Origin of the sequence: Thioclava sp. FR2, from assembly GCF_051200875.1 — a bacterium.
Lineage (GTDB): Bacteria > Pseudomonadota > Alphaproteobacteria > Rhodobacterales > Rhodobacteraceae > Pseudotabrizicola.
The window spans coordinates 1,986,435-2,002,249 of sequence record NZ_CP195191.1; the positions used below are offsets into that span (position 1 = coordinate 1,986,435).

The window sequence follows — 15,815 nt, forward strand, 5'->3', positions numbered from 1 at the left end:
GGGCAGATTTATGGCTGTCCGAACACCTATGCCAAATCTTGCAAAGCGCGCGGCTTTGGGCCGCCGGTCGCCCAGTCCAAGAGTTCGACCGTATGCACGATCGGAACTTCGGTGCCAGAGCCGATTTGCATCATGCAGCCAATATTCCCGGCAGCGATGATATCGGGCTTCCGCGCCTCCAGCGTCTTGACCTTGCGCTCTTTCAGTTGCTGGCTGATCTCTGGCTGCAACAGGTTATAGGTACCCGCCGATCCGCAGCACAAATGCGGGTCGGCAGGTTCCACAACCTTGAAACCAACCCGTTTCAGCAGGTCCTTTGGGTATGTTTTGATCTGCTGGCCATGCTGAAGCGAACAGGCGGCATGATAGGCCACGGTCTGCTCTTTCGCATTCCCTTCGGGCAAGCTCAGCTTCACCAACAGTTCCGAAATATCCATCGCCATCCCGGCAATGGTCGCGGCATCAGCAGCCAAGGGATCATCGCGGAACATATGGCCGTAATCTTTTACGGTGGTACCACAGCCGCTGGTGTTAATGACAATCGCGTCCAGCCCTAGGTTGTTCTTTTCCGCCATCCAGGCCCGGATATTCGCGGCCGCAGAGGCATGGCTTTGGTCAGCTTTCCCCATATGGTGCGTCAGCGCACCGCAGCACCCTGCCCCCTGAGCCACGACCACTTCGCAGCCAAGGCGGCGAAGGATTCGGATGGTCGCGTCATTGATGTCCGTATTCAGCGCCTTCTGGGCGCAGCCGGTCATCAAAGCCACCCGCATCTTACGCTCCCCCACAGCGGCAAAACTTTGCGGGTCATCATTGCGACTGACGGCGGGAATGCGTTTCGGTGCCATTTGCAGCATCGCCTTCAGCCGCGCATCCGGCATCAGGAAGGCAAAGGGCCGCCCGATCTTTGCCGCCAGCAGCGCCAAGCGGAAGCGCGTTGGGTAAGGAATTATCTGCGCTAAGACAGAACGAAGCATTCGATCCATCAGAGGGCGCTTGTAGGTGGCCTCGATATACTCGCGCGCATGGTCAACCAAATGCATGTAATGCACCCCCGAAGGGCAAGTCGACATGCAGGCCAGACAAGACAGGCAGCGATCAATATGCTTGACCGTCTTTTCGTCCGCGGGCCGATTGTTTTCAAGCATGTCCTTGATCAGATAGATCCGTCCCCGAGGGCTATCCAGCTCATCGCCAAGAACCTGATAGGTCGGGCATGTCGCCGTGCAAAATCCGCAATGTACACAGGTCCGAAGTACTTCGTTCGCACGTTTGATTCCGGGGTCTTTCAGTTGCTCTGCGGTGAAGTTCGTCTGCATCTCAGGCCCCCATCAGACCAGCGTTAAAAAGTCCGCGCGGATCAAACTTGGCACGAAGCCCCCGCGTCAGTGCCGCTACAGCCGGCGGCTCGGGATGAAACGCACCTTCTCCCCTGCCCCTAATCCGCGTCGCATGGCCTTCGAAACTTCCCATGCGGTTTCGCAAATCCGTGCCCGGTTCTGCCAGGACGAAAATGAGCCCGCCCCCCCAATCGAAATAGACCTGCTCCGCGTTGAGACGCTCGGCCATAGTAGGTGCGTCCGAAGGTCTTATCGCGATGCGCCAGATATCACCGGACTTTCCATGAAACGGCCCAATGTCACGGATTGAGGACCAAAGGCCGCCCCCTTCCCGGATTTCAACATTGCCGTGTGAAGCCAGATGTTTGCGCAGCTGTTCGGACCGATAGGAGACCGACGCCCTAAAGCCCTCAATCCTCAGGAATGTCCCTTCTCCTGGGATATGGGCTGCCCCGTTGACCTCGAAAGGTGAACCAAGCGCGGACGACATGGCAGCCACGGCAGCAGAATTGTCCAAGCCCGTCAGAACCAGCGTTGCATGCGCTTCAGGCACGGGAAGAACTTTGAAGCTCACTTCGGTTAGAACCCCAAGCGTTCCCCACGAGCCGGCCATCAGTTTGACAAGATCATAGCCCGTCACGTTTTTCATGACGCGGCCACCGTTCTTGATGACCTCGCCCTGCCCTGTCACCATGCGAATGCCAATCAAGCTGTCTCGACAAGCGCCTGCCTGAACACGGCGCGGGCCGCTGGCATTCGCAGCAACCACACCGCCAATCGTGCTTTCCCCGATACGACCAAAGAGCTTGCGGTAATCGGGAACTTCGAATGGCAATCTCTGCCCTTCCTTGGCCAAGGCGGCTTCAACCTCGTCTAAAGGCGTACCTGCACGCGCAACCAATGTCAGGGCGCCGGGCTCGTACAGTTCAATCCCTTTCAGCGCCACTGTCGAAAGAACTTCCCCCTCGATCTCGCCAATACTGCGGGTCCCCCCCCCAACAATTACAAAGGGGCGTTCAGCGTCCCGGATAAGTCCGGCAAGTTCCGCCTCGGATTGCGGTTTCATGAAGAGTCCCTTTCCTGAAAATTCCTTTGCGCGAACGGGGTTGCCTTTCCCCGCTCTAGCGCTTCAGGCAGCGCGGCGGCTTGCAGTAACGTGAAGCGGGAAAACCTTGGCAGGGTTCAAAAGCCATTTTGGATCAAAGACATCCTTGACCCGAAGCTGGGCTTCCATATCGGCTGGGTCGAACTGAACCGTCATCAAGTCGCGCTTTTCGATGCCAACGCCATGTTCTCCGGTCAGGCATCCCCCAACCTCGACGCAAAGCTTCAGAATCTCCGCCCCGAAGGCCTCACATTTCTCCAGATCCCCGGGTTTGTTTGCATTGAAAAGGATCAGCGGGTGCATATTGCCATCCCCAGCGTGGAAGACATTGGCGACATCCAGCCCAAAGTCTTTGCTCATCTCGCCAATACGTTTCAACACATAGGGCAGGGACGAAACGGGAATTGTTCCATCGAGACACATGTAATCATTGATCTGCCCCATCGCGCCAAAGGCCGATTTCCGCCCCAGCCAGATGCGCTTTGCCTGCTCTTCATCCGCAGCCTCACGCAGTTCTACCGGATTGTGCCGGGCAGCGATGTCCTTGATCAGTGAAAGTTGCTCATCAATTTCCGCCGGGCTACCTTCGACCTCGACAATCAGCAAAGCCTCACACATCGGATAGCCCGCCTTTGCGAAAGCTTCGGTCGCCTCAATACAGGGGCGATCCATGAATTCGATTGCCACCGGCAGAATACCGGCCTTGATGATGTCGGCGACACATTCTCCGGCCACCTCGTTGCGATCAAATCCCATTAGAACGGGACGCGCACCTTCTGGCTTTGGCAGGATCCGCAACCAGGCTTCGGTCACCACGCCAAGCTGCCCTTCAGAGCCACAAATGATCCCTAACAGGTCCAGCCCGCTGGCATCCATGAAGGGGCCACCAATCTTTACGATGGTCCCATCCATCTGAACCAGCGTCACGCCAAGCAGGTTGTTCGTCGTGACACCGTATTTCAAACAATGCGCGCCGCCAGAGTTCATGGCGATGTTTCCGGCAATCGCGCAGGCCAGCTGGCTGGACGGGTCAGGGGCATAGAAAAAGCCGTCCGCCTCAACCGCGCCGGTGACCGACAAATTTGTCCGGCCAGACTGAACGTGAATATACCGGTTCTCGTAATCCGTTTCGATCACCGCACTCATGCGGCTGACGCCAAGGATCACGGCATCTGCGGTCGGCAACGCACCGCCGGCAAGTGACGTGCCTGATCCGCGTGGCACGACAGGAACGCCTTCCTCATGGCAAATCCGCAGCACGGCCGAAACTTCCTCGGTCGTCCGCGGCAGGACCGCTGCCAAAGGCGGGCAACGATAGGCCGTCAGTGCGTCACATTCATAGGCACGGGTCTCTGCTTCGTCGGAAATCACAGCATCCGCCGGCAATACTTCCGACAATCGCGCAACAATCCTTGCTTTCGCTGAAAGGATCATGCTGTTCGGCTTTGGCATTTCCATGGCATACCTCGTGCAATTTGAGCGACAATACGCGAAGAATTGGTAAAAATAAATAACCAATTTGTGCGTAGCGTAGCAAAGAGTCGAGAGATATTGTCGCGGGCATGATGTACCCATTCCCGCTCCAATCTCTGTCTGTCCCCGATCTACTGGCCTGCATCGCTGTTCTGGCAATGTGGTGGGGCACGGGCTTCGCTGTCGAACATCCGCCGGCATCGCGCATATCTGTTTCACGCCTGGTGGGCGACTATCGGCGCGACTGGATGAAACAGTTCGTCACCCGTAGTCCAAGAATTTTCGATGCCAACGTCATCGACTCGTTGCGGCAAGGTACAGCATTCTTTGCCTCAGCCTGCATGCTGGCCATCGGCGGCGGCGTGGCCCTGATCGGAAATGCGGCGCAACTGCAGGGCCTTGCTCAGGATTTGACACTTGAAGCGAACAGCCTCGTGATCGAGCTGAAAATCATCTTTGTGCTCGCATTTCTCGCGAACGCGCTGCTTAAATTTGTCTGGGCTCACCGCCTGTTTGGATATTGCTCAATCTTGATGGCAGCAGTGCCAAATGATCCCGCTGACCCGCTTGCCTATCACCGTGCCGAACAGGCGGCCGAAATCAACATAACCGCCGCGAAAAGTTTCAATCGCGGGCTAAGGTCCATCTATTTCGCGCTCGCGGCCTTGGCGTGGCTTCTCGGCCCTATAGCTGTGACCGTAGCAGGCCTCGCGGCGACCATCGTTCTGTTACGGCGCGAATTTGCCTCTCAATCAAGGGAAGTCATGCTGCGCCGGCAGCCTTGATCTTGCCGGCCACAGCATGTGCAACCGCCTCCCCTGACAAACGCGCCCCGGCCGCCGTCTGCATCAGCGATCCTGCCAAAGCCTCACCCGCGAACCAGATCCGGTCTCCGACTGGCTGGGAAAGCGTTATTCGGGCCTCAGCCTTGCCCGGTCGCGCCGCAGCGTAAGCGCCACGGACATGCCGTTCCCCTCCCCAATTTGTCATCGTCCCATGCCCCACATGCCGCCGAACGTCAGAACCAAAAAGATCAACCAAACGGTCAGTCGCAAAATCGACAGCCGCCGCGGCCCCGGCCGCCTCCATTTCCCAAGCGAAATCACCTCCGACAAAGCCCACCATAAGATCAAGGTCGAAGGGGAAGGCCAGAAAGAACAGATCGTGCTTCGCATGGCGTTCAATCAAGAGATCGTCGAACGCCTGCAAGCCCAGCCTCGTCCCGGAAACAGCAAGCGGTATCTTGGTCAACAGCCCCATCGGCAAATCAAAGATCGCCTCTTGATGGGCGACGGGCAGAGCGGGCGCGAAGGCAATATCCTCGAATTGCAGAACGCCGGTTGATACTGTCACGATGCAGGCCCCCGCCTCTACCACACCAAAGTTTCCCTCAATACGAACGCCGGGGCCATCCCAGACTATTCTGCGAACCGCAGCACCGGTCTTGACCGGCACGTCCGCGCCCCATCGGTGAATCAAGGCTCCAAAGCCCTCGCGCGTGAAATAGTTCGGATCCAGATCGGCAGCCGTACGAAAGTCAGCGATCGAAATCTCATCGTCATCTGCCCCAAAATCCATTGGGCCCGCGAAAGTAGAATTTGCCCGCAAACAATGGCAATTGTGAATAAGGGCCGACAGACGATCATCAGGCCCGGAATGCGCCTCGATACAGGCAGAAAGCGCCGCCTCGGCCTCTCGCATTCTGTCCATTTCGGCGGGATCTGCCTTCCGTGTCCCGAACCAAAGATGATCCAAGGCCATATCGTGGTGATAAAGGGTCCATCCTGCGGCCTTCGCCTCAGGAAAAAATGGATTGCGATCCGCAGCATGAAGCCAGGCACAGCCAATATCAAACGGCACCCCGAAATCGGCGTCTGTCGTCAGCGCCCGTCCGCCAATCCGGTCCATCGCTTCAAGAACGACAAAGCTGATCCCCAAGCCACGAAGTGCCTTTGCCGCGGCCAATCCAGCCGCACCGGCACCGACGATGACAACATCGACCTCGGACATGACCACCCCACAATCGCCTAAATAAAATTAAGGAGAGAGGGTGCCAGAACGGGATGAGTCGCGAAAGTCTTTAGGCGCGTCGGGCGCTTCTGCGTCCCTCGACCAGCCAAGCCAAGACCGAAAGGAAGGCACTCAAAACCAACCAGACCCAGCCGGGCAACAAAGCGGCAATCCGGACATCTTGGGTAACATAGGCCTCACGCGGCGTTATTCCAATCCATCCGCGCCCAAATGCCTGCCGACCCTCGCGCACGGCACGAATGTCTGGGCTGCCCTCTTCGAAACGAAGAATGCCACCATTCGTCTGAGCAATGAGATCGGCGAGCGGTTCACCGCTGGCGATGGTCTGTTCGAATTCCCGCGGCGCCGATGGGCCAAGTGCCACAACCCTCGAAAGTTCCCCTTGTTCCAGCCGGTAAAGGCCCAAGTCGGGCGCCTCCCAGACCGTTTCGAACCGGCCGGGCGACTTTTCTTCCATCGGCGATGTTGTGACGGTGCCATCCGGGGCAGTGATCCGAACATCTCCGGGATCGACGTCGGCAATCGAGCGCCGGATGATCGTCATGACCTGCCCATTGGCCGTCGCGGTCAGCGTCTCCTCTTCCAACTCGGGTTCTTTCAACATCCAATGCGCCAAGCGGCGCAGCAATTCCAACTGCGGCCCGCCCCCTTCATACCCCCTGCCCCAAAGCCAAGCATGGTCCGACGACAAAACGGCAACGCGGCCTTCCTCAACGCGGTTCAAGATCAGCAGCGGGCGGTTGTCCGGGCCTTCCATCACGATCTGGCCTTCACGCGGAGTCACATCCACCATTCGGAACCAACGCCCCCACCCGCCTTCCGGGGCCAAGGCATCTAAACCCTCGGTCACTGGATGACGCCGACCAAGTTCGGTCAGCTCTGGTTTAAAACCCTGCTCAATGACACGCGCCGTTGGATCAGCGGGCAGAATTTCGGCCAGCGGCGATCGCCAGATCGAGTCGACCGCCCCATATTCCGGACCGGCAGCGACCAAGACCGTTCCACCGCCCCGAACGTAGTTCACGATGTTTTCCATGTAGGACATCGGAAGAATGCCACGCATCCGATAACGGTCGAACACAATCAGATCAAATTCGTCGATCTTTTCCACGAACAATTCGCGAGTCGGAAACGCGATCAGAGACAGTTCGGAAACCGGAATGCCATCTTGCTTTTCGGGTGGCCGAAGGATCGTGAAATGTACAAGGTCTACTGACGCGTCTGATTTCAGCAGATTTCGCCAAACCCGCTCTCCGGCATGAGGCTCTCCAGAAACCAGAAGCACGCGCAACCGGTCGCGGACGCCGTTGATCTGAACGACCGCTGCGTTGTTGCGGTCGGTCAGCTCGCCTTCAACCGGAGAGAGGCTGAACTGCAAAACGTTCATCCCACCGTGTGGCAGAGTTACAGGAAGTTCCAGATCTTCACCAACCGGCACCGTGTAGGTTTGCGGCGCATCGGAGTCGACTGCGATGGTCAGTTCGGCCATGCCCGCTACAGCCGTAGGAACGCGCCCTTCATCTTCGATCCGCAAGGTTAGCCTGAACTCTTCGCCCAATATGGCAAAGGCGGGGGCGTTCCTGACAATCAAACGTCGGTCCCAATCGGCCTCTCGCCCCGTCAGCAAAACATGCAGCGGAGCTGGTAGATTTGGTGCAATTTCCAAATCATGCACGCGGCCGTCTGTGATCAGGATCGCGCCCGCAAGCCTTGCCCGCGGCTCTTCGGCAACCGCCTCGGCCAAAGCCGTCAGTGCCAAGCTGCCCGCGTTTTCGGCACCATCACCGAACCGAACGACCCGCAATTCGGTATTTTCCAGCCCAGCCACCTCGGCCTCGACCGCAGCAAGGGCCTGAGCGGCTTGAGAGGTCCGGTCGCCCAACTTTTGGCTGGCACTTTCATCAACCACCGCAATGACAATATCGGTCTGTGGCTGGCGATCTTCTTCCTGCAACGACGGGTTGGCCAATGCGGCAAAAATTACGGCCATCGCCAAGCCGCGCAGCCACCAGCCCACCAGACCGCGCCAAACAGCAATCGACAGAGAAACAACGCCGAGACCAACCGCAATCCAGAACACGGCCCAAGGGATCAGAGGGTCAAAGATCAACGACTGCGTCATTGGCCCAACCTGTCCAGCAAAGCAGGCACATGAACCTGATCGGATTTATAGTTTCCAGTCAGCACATGCATGATCAGGTTTACCCCAAAACGATAGGCCATCTCGCGCTGCTGATCGCCCGCAAAGCCGCGCCCGACGGGTAGAAGCGCAATTCCGTTGTCGTCAACGGCCCAAGCCGCAGCCCAGTCATTTCCGCCAATGACCACGGGTGTCACGCCGTCGTTCAGGTTGCGAAACGGCATCCCTTCAACTTGCTCGGCATCAGGTGGGGCGGCTTCAACCCATACGGGGCTTCGCACAGAACGCCCCGGGAAGGATTGAAGAAGATAGAAAGTCCGCGTCAGGACGTGGTCGGTCGGAACCTGTTCCAGGGGAGGGATGTCCAGTCCGGCCGCAAGCCGTTGCAGATGCTGTGCCTCTGCCGAGGTGGCGGCGCCAGAAGGGTCGCCATCCCGCGTGTCAAAAAGGATCATGCCGCCGGTCCGCAAATAGTCGTTCAGTTTGGCATAGGCGGCAGCCGACGGAAGGGGCTGCGCGGTCGAAACAGGCCAATAAAGGAAAGGGAAAAACGCCAGTTCATCGGTTTCAATATCAACCGAAATCGGGTCATCAGGCTCGATCGAGGTTCTTGCCCAAAGGATGTTCCCAAGACCGATCAGGCCCTGTCGGGTCACCTCATCGACGCGGGCATCACCCGTCACCACATGCGCCAGAACCAGCCCAGTGGTGGCCTCCAGCGCTAGGGCGTCCTTGCTTTCCTGTGCGGCAGATTTCTGGGGGGCGGCAACAAAGACTGTCATAAGCACAAGGCCAGTGGCTGCCCCCCGTGCAAGGCCGGGCAGGCGCCCCGAAACCAGAAGTGCCGCAAGAATATCAACCATCAGCAGGATCAATCCGCCAGACAGGAAGGCCCCCTTAAGGGATTGCTCTGATGATTTTTCCAGACCCTCAATCGTCGTCCCGTTCGGCCAAGTGGCCGGGGCAAGAACGGTTTCCGCACCGACCACATTCAATGCGACCCGCCGTTCATCCCCCGCGTAAAGCCCGGGCTGTAGTTCGGGGCCCGGGCCAGAAACAAGGCCGCTTCCCAAGATATCACCCGAAACGCCCGGCTTTTCACCTGCATCCGCTTGCTGGCCATAGGCGTCCAGAACGATCTCGGGAACCCAAACCTGCCCAGCCAGATCTGCGGCATCCGCAGCCACTGGCCGCGTGGAAACAGCAAGCCGTTCAAGCATCTGCATGAAAAGGCCCGAAAGCGGCAGGTTCGACCATTCCGCATTTGCAGTGACATGCACCAGCACGACCTGCCCCTGCCCCACGGCCTTTCGCGTGACCAAAGGCGTCCCATCGGCAAGAGCGGCAATCGTGCGCTCTGCAAGATTAGGGTCAGGTTGCGCCAACACCTGCGCGGTCACTTCGACATCTTCTGGAACCCGAAGCCCATGAAAGGGGCTGTCTTCGGCAAAGGGGGCAAGTGTTTTTGGTTCCCCCCAGCTCATCGCGCCACCGACCGTTCGGCCACCTTCGCGCAGGCGCACGGGCATCAGCGGGTCTTCCTCAAAACGACTGACATCACTTGCTGCCAGTTGAGGTCCAGCAAAACGCAGAAGCATCCCGCCTTCATCCAGCCAATCCAGAATGGCATCGGTCTCTGTCTGACTAAGCTTCGCGACATCGGCCAGAATAACGACATCCGGTGAAGCCAAAAGAAGGTCGGTCAGGCTGCCTTCCATCAAGTCGGCCACCGGCGCCAAGGCCTGCCGCAGGTAGTGCGTGGGGGACAAAAGTTGCAAACCTTCCCGATCATCCCGCCCGCCAAAAAGCGCAACCTTCCGGCGTTTAAGACTGTCATCCGTCAGGCTGACCGCTGCGGCCGACCTGATGCCTGCCAGTTCAAATCGGGTGATCCGGTTACGCAACTCGGGTGGTAGGGAAAGCGCCACTTCCGCATCGGTACTACTAGCAGCAAAGTCAAAGATCGCCCGGGCAAGTTCACGTTCAATCCCGGCAGGGTCAGGCCCGCGCGCAACAACCTCGAGAGCCAAAGGCTCTGCGGCAGAAAGGCGACTGGCCGACAACTGAATGGCACCATCAGCGAAACCAGCAGGGCGCAAAGCAAATACTGGACGCGGGCTTTCAAAGACAGTCACTACCCCGTTGGCGGAAAGGGCCGACATAAGGACCGCACGGTCGGCATGATCAACACCGTCAGACAGCCAATAGGTATCAAATCCACCCTCGGGCAAGGAATTGGCCCAAGCGGCCAAGTCCGTTGGTGCCCATGCCTGCGGGGCGACGCCCGCCAATCGCACAAGCAGGGCATCCGCTGTCTGAAAGGCGATTTCGCCCGGCGCATCCGTCCATCGCACCAAAGCGACGGTCCGCCCGTCGCGACCGGCCTCTTCCACCAATTCGGCCACGCGGTCCATCCGCCTTGGCCAATCCCTGGCATCGGCCCATGTCGCGTCTAGGGCAATCAGCAGTGGCCCTGTTCCCGCAACACGCTCTCGCGGGTTCAAGACTGGACCAGCAAAGGCGATGATTGCCGCAGCAATGGCCAGCATCCGGATCAAAAGCAGCCACCAAGGGGTCTTGTCCGTTTCGCTGTCCTTGTCCTGCAAACCCAAAAGCAGAGCCACGCCCGGAAAGCGCCGACGCACAGGCGCAGGCGGCACGGCCCGAAGCAACAGCCAAAGGATCGGCAGCGCCAAAAGCCCGAGCAAGAGCAGGGGCGTCGCAAAACCGATTGGGCCAAGCATGAACATGCGCTATTGCCCCCGTTCCAAGGCCCGATAGGCCCAAAGCAGCGCAGATTGGGCCGGTTGGCCAGTATGGTGTGTCCCCACATGCCAGCCGACCGCGCGCCCAAGTTCCGACAGCCTTTCCTTACGTTCTGCCAGCCGCGTCAGATAGCGGTCGCGCAAATCGCCGGCCTGCTGTGTTTCATGCCGAACACCGCCACCCATCGATTCAAAGATGGTTCGCCCGTGGAACGGAAAATCTTCTTCTGCCGGGTCAAGGATTTGCAGGATTGCCCCTCGAACACCACGATCGGCTGCCGCAATCAACGCGGCCTCCACATGGGCCAAGTCACCCAGAAAATCCGAAAGGAAAAGCGCCCGCCCATGATTGACCATTCCGTCAGCCGTTGGTGCGCCGTATTCCTCGGAAGTTTGATCCCCCGCAAGCAGCGTAGCAAGCCTTAAAATCTGCCCCCGCCCGGGACGTGGCGCGGCGGAACCGCCTACCAAACCGACCCGCTCGCCCCCCCGCAGCAGAAGGACCGAAATCGCCAAAGCCAATAACTGCGCCCGCTCGGCCTTTGGTGGGCGCGATGTATCACCCGAGAATGCCATCGACTTTGACGGATCGACCCACAACGAAACCGATTGTGCAGCCTGCCATTCCCTCTCTCGGACAAAGGTTTGATCGGAACGGGCAGAGCGTCGCCAATCAATCATCCTTGCCGTGTCGCCCGGGGCCGCAGCGCGATATTGCCAGAATTCGTCACCTTGGCCTGCCCGTCTTCTCCCATGTTCCCCCAGCATCACTGTCGCAGCAAGAAGCTCTGCCTCGGCCAAAAGCGCGGGCAAAGACTGGCCAAGCGTTTCCGCCCGGCTTTGTAGTGTCGGGCTCACGCAGCGACCTCTAGGCCAAGGGTGCGAGTCGTGACCCGGTCAATGATGCCGCCCAGTGTTTCCCCGCGCGCCCGAGCGGCAAAGGACAAAGACATCCGGTGGGTCAGAACGGCCCGCGAAAGGGCGGCAACATCGGCCACCGAAGGCGCCAACCGCCCATCCAGCAAGGCGCGCGCGCGCACGGTCAACATCAAGGCCTGCGCCGCTCGCGGCCCTGGCCCCCATGACAGGCTGCCCTCCAGATCACGCCCTTCTGCTTCGCCCGGACGGCAGGCGCGAACCAGATCGAGGATCGCTTCCACAACTTTGTCACCGACCGGCATGCGGCGCAGAACAGACTGGGCGCTTAGCAAGTCTTCGGCGGTAAACACTTGAGAAGATTGAGCATCTTCTGCGCCCGTTGTTGCGATCAGGATATCACGCTCGGTTGCGCGGTCGGGGTACTCGACATCGACCTGAACCAGAAACCGGTCCAATTGCGCTTCGGGCAGAGGATAGGTGCCTTCCTGCTCAATCGGGTTCTGGGTCGCCAGAACGTGAAACGGCTTGCCCAAGGGGCGTTGCTGACCGGCGATGGTGACTTCTTTTTCCTGCATGGCTTGCAACAGAGCCGATTGCGTTCGCGGGCTGGCGCGGTTGATTTCATCGGCCATAAGAAGCTGGCAGAAAATCGGCCCTTCGATAAAGCGAAATGCTCGGCTGCCATCCTTGGCGCTTTCCAACACCTCAGACCCCAAAATGTCGGCAGGCATCAGATCCGGGGTGAACTGGATACGGCTTTCCTTTAGCCCCATGACCGTCGAAAGCGTATCGACAAGGCGCGTCTTTCCCAGCCCCGGAAGGCCTACGAGAAGCGCATGGCCGCCGCAAAGCATTGAGGACAGAACAAGTTCAACCACCCGTTCCTGACCGATGAAACGCTTGTTGATCGAGGCCTTGGCGTCGGCTAACTGCGCCCCCAACCGTTCAATATCGGCCACAAGGTCGTGTGTTTGCGGGTCATTGGCCATGACAAGGCTCCTCACCGGTGTATATGGTGGCATTAGAACCAAACTATTGCCCCCGGCACAAATGGCAAAAACAGAACGCGGACAAATGATCGTGAAACCTTCGGCAGACGGGCTGTCGCAATCGCTTTCTGCCCTGCCAAAGCAGAAAGGGCCGCCTCCGGTCCATTTGTGGAACCCGCCCTATTGCGGCGAGATGGACATGCGTATCGCGCGGGATGGAACATGGTTCCACGAAGGCACGCCGATTGGTCGGGCTGGATTGGTCAAACTGTTCTCTTCGATTCTGAAAAAGGAAGGCGACAAGTATTTTCTGGTGACGCCGGTCGAAAAGGTGGGCATCGTCGTCGAAGATGCGCCGATGGTGGCCGTGGATTTCGATGTTGAGAACAAGGGCGCAGATCAGGTGCTGACCTTTCACACCAAGACCGAAGATGTTACGGTTGCGGGACCAGAACACCCCATCCGTGTGGTGCGGGACGCGGAAAGCGGAGAGCCCTCGCCCTACATTCTGATCCGCGCCAATCTGGAAGCCTTGATTGATCGGAAGTCGTTCTATCGGCTGATTGACCTTGGCAGCCATGAAGAAAGGCCCGACGGAAGCTGGTTCGGGGTGCGTTCCAGCGGTGTGTTCTTTCCTATCATCCCTTCGGCTGATCTGACCTGATGCCCCGTTTCGCCGCGAATCTGACGCTTCTTTTTACCGAAGTGCCCGCATTGCAGCGGGCCGAATTGGCGGCTCAGGCCGGGTTTGATGGCGTGGAAATCCTGTTTCCCTATGACCATCCGGTGGCAGAGTGGGAAAAGTCGGTGGCCGGTCTTCCGGTTGCGCTGATCAACACGCCTCCGGGCAACTGGGGGGCGGGAGAGCGGGGGTTTGCGGCTGTTCCGGGGCAGGAAGATCGCTTTCGCGACGGATTTCTGCGCGCGGCAGAGGTAGCCAACCGATTGAACGCAAAAAGAATTCACGTCATGGCCGGAGTTGCACGCGGACCCGAGGCCGAGCAAATTTTCCGGGAAAATCTGGCTTGGGCTTGCGCCAGTGCGCCGGGGCAGATGCTGACGGTCGAGCCGATCAACCCCGATGACATGCCGGGATATTTCCTGAATGACTTTGATCAGGCGGCCCGGATCATCCAAGATCTAAGCCTTCCGCAGGTTGGCCTACAATATGATGTGTGGCACGCGGCCCGAATTCATGGAAACGCCACAGCGGTTTGGGCAGCGCATCGCGATCAGATCTCGCATGTGCAGATAGCCGGATTTCCGGGCCGGCATGAGCCCGGTGGGGGCGGATTTGATCTGACGGCGCTGTGCCGGGAGATTGATGAGATGGAGCGCGAGGTCTGGATCGCCGCCGAATATCGGCCTGCACGGGCAACGGTTCACGGGCTGATGTGGCTGCAGGCGTTGAAGGGCCGCTCACGGCCCATCGGCGCCTGAAATCACCCGAATTCTGCGTGTGCTTTCCGTGGGATACCCGTGGTTTTTCCGTGTTTCATCCGTGGTCACAGCCTTGCCCACGCCCCCCTGCCCTTTGGTGGCTGAAGCCTTGCCCCGCTCGGCATTTTCCGTATTATACTGCCGCAGCACAGCAAAGGATTCCGCCATGTCGATCGAAGCCCCCGAAACTCAGGTTGTGACCAGCTGGAAGGTTGCCTGCGACGGTGGCGAAGGGGCGCTTGGCCATCCGCGCGTCTGGCTGACCATTCCCCACGATACCGGCTGGGTCGAATGCGGCTATTGCGACAAACGCTATGTGATCGACCGCGACCACGCGCATGACGACCACTGACAGGACACGCACTGCCCTGCTTGGGCGCTGATGGCTTGCGTCACATCCTACTGACTGACCCTTGCTTAGACAGCAAGCGCCGTGGCGACCTTCAAAACACACAAAAAGCCGTTTTGCTGGCGGGCAAACACGCATAGACTTTGCTTCATCGTGGAGCAAGGCCCGGTGCGAGTTGCCGTTTTGAATTCCGTTCGATGTCAGGGCCCCCAGCGCCGGCGACCTGAGGGAGGACAGGATGGACGACGATACCGAGATTCGCGCGCTGATCGGGGCGCATTTTGACGCCATGAAATGGGGAGACGGATCGGCGCCGGACTGGGACCGCTTTCGTGCGGATTTTCTGGAAGGCGCGATCCTCCTCGGTGCAGCACGGCCTGTGGCGGTACGGTCGGTGGACGGCTTCATCGATCGGATGGAGACAGTGGCGCGGAAAAACCTGCAATCCTTTGAAGAACACACGCAGGGGATGCGGATCCTGCGCTTTGGCAATATTGCCGTGGTCCTTGCCCTGTCTGAAATGCTGGAGAATGGCGTGGAGATGAACCACGACGTAAGCGGCTATCTACTGGTGAAATCCGATGGGCGGTGGTCGATTGCCGGACATGCCTGGGATCAGGTTAGCGAGGACAAACCCATGCCCGAAGCTCTGCGATGACAAGGCTTTGCCTTTGGCGGACCGGGCGGTGACACCGCCCGGCCTATGAGGGGTTCAGGCAATTTCAACGGCGAAGCGTGGGCCGGGCTGGGGCAGTTCGGCCAGACCCATAGCGCGGTAGGCGACAATTGCGGCATCATTTTCAGGATGCGTCCCGATGGTCAGGCCCTGGCGGCCTTCTTCAAGCGCCAGTTTCTTTGCGCCTTCAATCAGCGCCCGTCCGATGCCTTGATGCCGAAGCGGTTCCTGCACGAAAAGGTGGTCAATGATGTAGGCCTGCGTGCCGGTGACCATGTTCGGGCGGAGTAGCAAGAGGGCGTAGCCAACCGGGTGGCGTTGCGGGCTATCATCCAGCGTGGCCACGATCAGTCGCGCCCCCGGCCCCTGCATGGCAATGCGCTGCAAGACATCGGGGGTGATGGTCGCCTCATCGCCGTGATGGGCAGCAAGGGCGATGAGCATGCGGTGCACCTCGGGCAGATGCTCGGGCGCGGCAAGGCGGATGGTGACGTGTTTTCGGGTCATGGTCTGGTTCCTTTTTCCGCGGCCCGCGCGGGGAACCTTTTGCCTTGGCCTGCCCGTCGCGGGCGGCCTGTTGGGGTTTGGTTTCTGGCTGTGAAACGCTGCCCGGCCGCCTATATGGCGT

Annotated in this window: 15 protein-coding genes; 5 read left to right on the top strand and 10 right to left on the bottom strand. The window is 59.1% G+C overall.

Going from position 1 to position 15,815, the window contains the following annotated elements; genetic code table 11:
* Positions 1–26: 26 nt before the first annotated feature.
* The 3 genes from glcF to ACSBLW_RS09675 form a co-directional block, all read right to left on the bottom strand.
* Positions 27–1,319 (bottom strand): glycolate oxidase subunit GlcF, encoded by a 1,293-nt coding sequence (gene glcF, locus ACSBLW_RS09665; RefSeq protein WP_435256421.1) that lies wholly within the window; start codon positions 1,317–1,319, stop codon positions 27–29.
* A gap of 1 nt (position 1,320) precedes the next feature.
* Positions 1,321–2,406 carry an FAD-binding protein gene (locus ACSBLW_RS09670; RefSeq protein ID WP_435256422.1) on the bottom strand — a complete coding sequence of 362 codons (1,086 nt, stop codon included), beginning with the start codon at positions 2,404–2,406 and terminating at the stop codon, positions 1,321–1,323.
* Between the two features lie 63 nt (positions 2,407–2,469).
* Positions 2,470–3,903 carry an FAD-linked oxidase C-terminal domain-containing protein gene (locus ACSBLW_RS09675; protein ID WP_435256423.1) on the bottom strand — a complete coding sequence of 478 codons (1,434 nt, stop codon included), beginning with the start codon at positions 3,901–3,903 and terminating at the stop codon, positions 2,470–2,472.
* 104 nt (positions 3,904–4,007) lie between these two features.
* Between ACSBLW_RS09675 and ACSBLW_RS09680 the strand changes: the two genes are divergently transcribed.
* Complete coding sequence (locus ACSBLW_RS09680; RefSeq protein WP_435256424.1) at positions 4,008–4,703, top strand: DUF599 domain-containing protein; 696 nt, start codon at positions 4,008–4,010, stop codon at positions 4,701–4,703.
* Here ACSBLW_RS09680 and ACSBLW_RS09685 read toward each other — a convergent pair.
* From ACSBLW_RS09685 to ACSBLW_RS09705, 5 genes are all read right to left on the bottom strand, one after another.
* Positions 4,681–5,928, bottom strand: a complete 1,248-nt coding sequence (locus tag ACSBLW_RS09685; protein ID WP_435256425.1) for a flavin monoamine oxidase family protein — start codon at positions 5,926–5,928, stop codon at positions 4,681–4,683. The genes ACSBLW_RS09680 and ACSBLW_RS09685 overlap by 23 nt on opposite strands.
* A gap of 70 nt (positions 5,929–5,998) precedes the next feature.
* Positions 5,999–8,071, bottom strand: a complete 2,073-nt coding sequence (locus tag ACSBLW_RS09690; protein WP_435256426.1) for a hypothetical protein — start codon at positions 8,069–8,071, stop codon at positions 5,999–6,001.
* Complete coding sequence (locus tag ACSBLW_RS09695; RefSeq protein WP_435256427.1) at positions 8,068–10,839, bottom strand: DUF4159 domain-containing protein; 2,772 nt, start codon at positions 10,837–10,839, stop codon at positions 8,068–8,070. Before ACSBLW_RS09695 ends, ACSBLW_RS09690 begins: the two co-directional genes overlap by 4 nt.
* 3 nt (positions 10,840–10,842) lie before the next feature.
* Entirely contained in the window at positions 10,843–11,712 is an 870-nt protein-coding gene (locus tag ACSBLW_RS09700; protein WP_435256428.1) for a DUF58 domain-containing protein, read from the bottom strand.
* On the bottom strand, positions 11,709–12,722 hold the full coding sequence (locus ACSBLW_RS09705) for an AAA family ATPase (RefSeq protein WP_435256429.1): 1,014 nt from the start codon (positions 12,720–12,722) through the stop codon (positions 11,709–11,711). The genes ACSBLW_RS09700 and ACSBLW_RS09705 overlap by 4 nt, the downstream gene beginning before the upstream one ends.
* An 85-nt stretch (positions 12,723–12,807) precedes the next feature.
* Here ACSBLW_RS09705 and ACSBLW_RS09710 point away from each other — a divergent pair, with 85 nt between their 5' ends.
* Both ACSBLW_RS09710 and ACSBLW_RS09715 read left to right on the top strand, forming a co-directional pair.
* Positions 12,808–13,386, top strand: a complete 579-nt coding sequence (locus ACSBLW_RS09710) for a DUF1285 domain-containing protein (protein WP_435260085.1) — start codon at positions 12,808–12,810, stop codon at positions 13,384–13,386.
* Positions 13,386–14,162 (top strand): hydroxypyruvate isomerase family protein, encoded by a 777-nt coding sequence (locus ACSBLW_RS09715; RefSeq protein ID WP_435256430.1) that lies wholly within the window; start codon positions 13,386–13,388, stop codon positions 14,160–14,162. The genes ACSBLW_RS09710 and ACSBLW_RS09715 overlap by 1 nt, the downstream gene beginning before the upstream one ends.
* Here ACSBLW_RS09715 and ACSBLW_RS09720 read toward each other — a convergent pair.
* On the bottom strand, positions 14,142–14,330 hold the full coding sequence (locus ACSBLW_RS09720; RefSeq protein WP_435256431.1) for a hypothetical protein: 189 nt from the start codon (positions 14,328–14,330) through the stop codon (positions 14,142–14,144). The two genes, ACSBLW_RS09715 and ACSBLW_RS09720, sit on opposite strands and share 21 nt — an antisense overlap.
* On the opposite strand from ACSBLW_RS09720, the gene ACSBLW_RS09725 reads away from it, so the two are divergent.
* Positions 14,329–14,514: a zinc-finger domain-containing protein gene (locus tag ACSBLW_RS09725; protein WP_435256432.1), complete on the top strand. Its 186-nt coding sequence runs from the start codon at positions 14,329–14,331 to the stop codon at positions 14,512–14,514. The two genes, ACSBLW_RS09720 and ACSBLW_RS09725, sit on opposite strands and share 2 nt — an antisense overlap.
* A 235-nt stretch (positions 14,515–14,749) precedes the next feature.
* On the top strand, positions 14,750–15,169 hold the full coding sequence (locus ACSBLW_RS09730; protein ID WP_435256433.1) for a hypothetical protein: 420 nt from the start codon (positions 14,750–14,752) through the stop codon (positions 15,167–15,169).
* Positions 15,170–15,223: 54 nt separating this feature from the next.
* Here ACSBLW_RS09730 and ACSBLW_RS09735 read toward each other — a convergent pair whose 3' ends face one another.
* Positions 15,224–15,694 (bottom strand): GNAT family N-acetyltransferase, encoded by a 471-nt coding sequence (locus tag ACSBLW_RS09735; RefSeq protein WP_435256434.1) that lies wholly within the window; start codon positions 15,692–15,694, stop codon positions 15,224–15,226.
* Positions 15,695–15,815 lie beyond the last annotated feature (121 nt).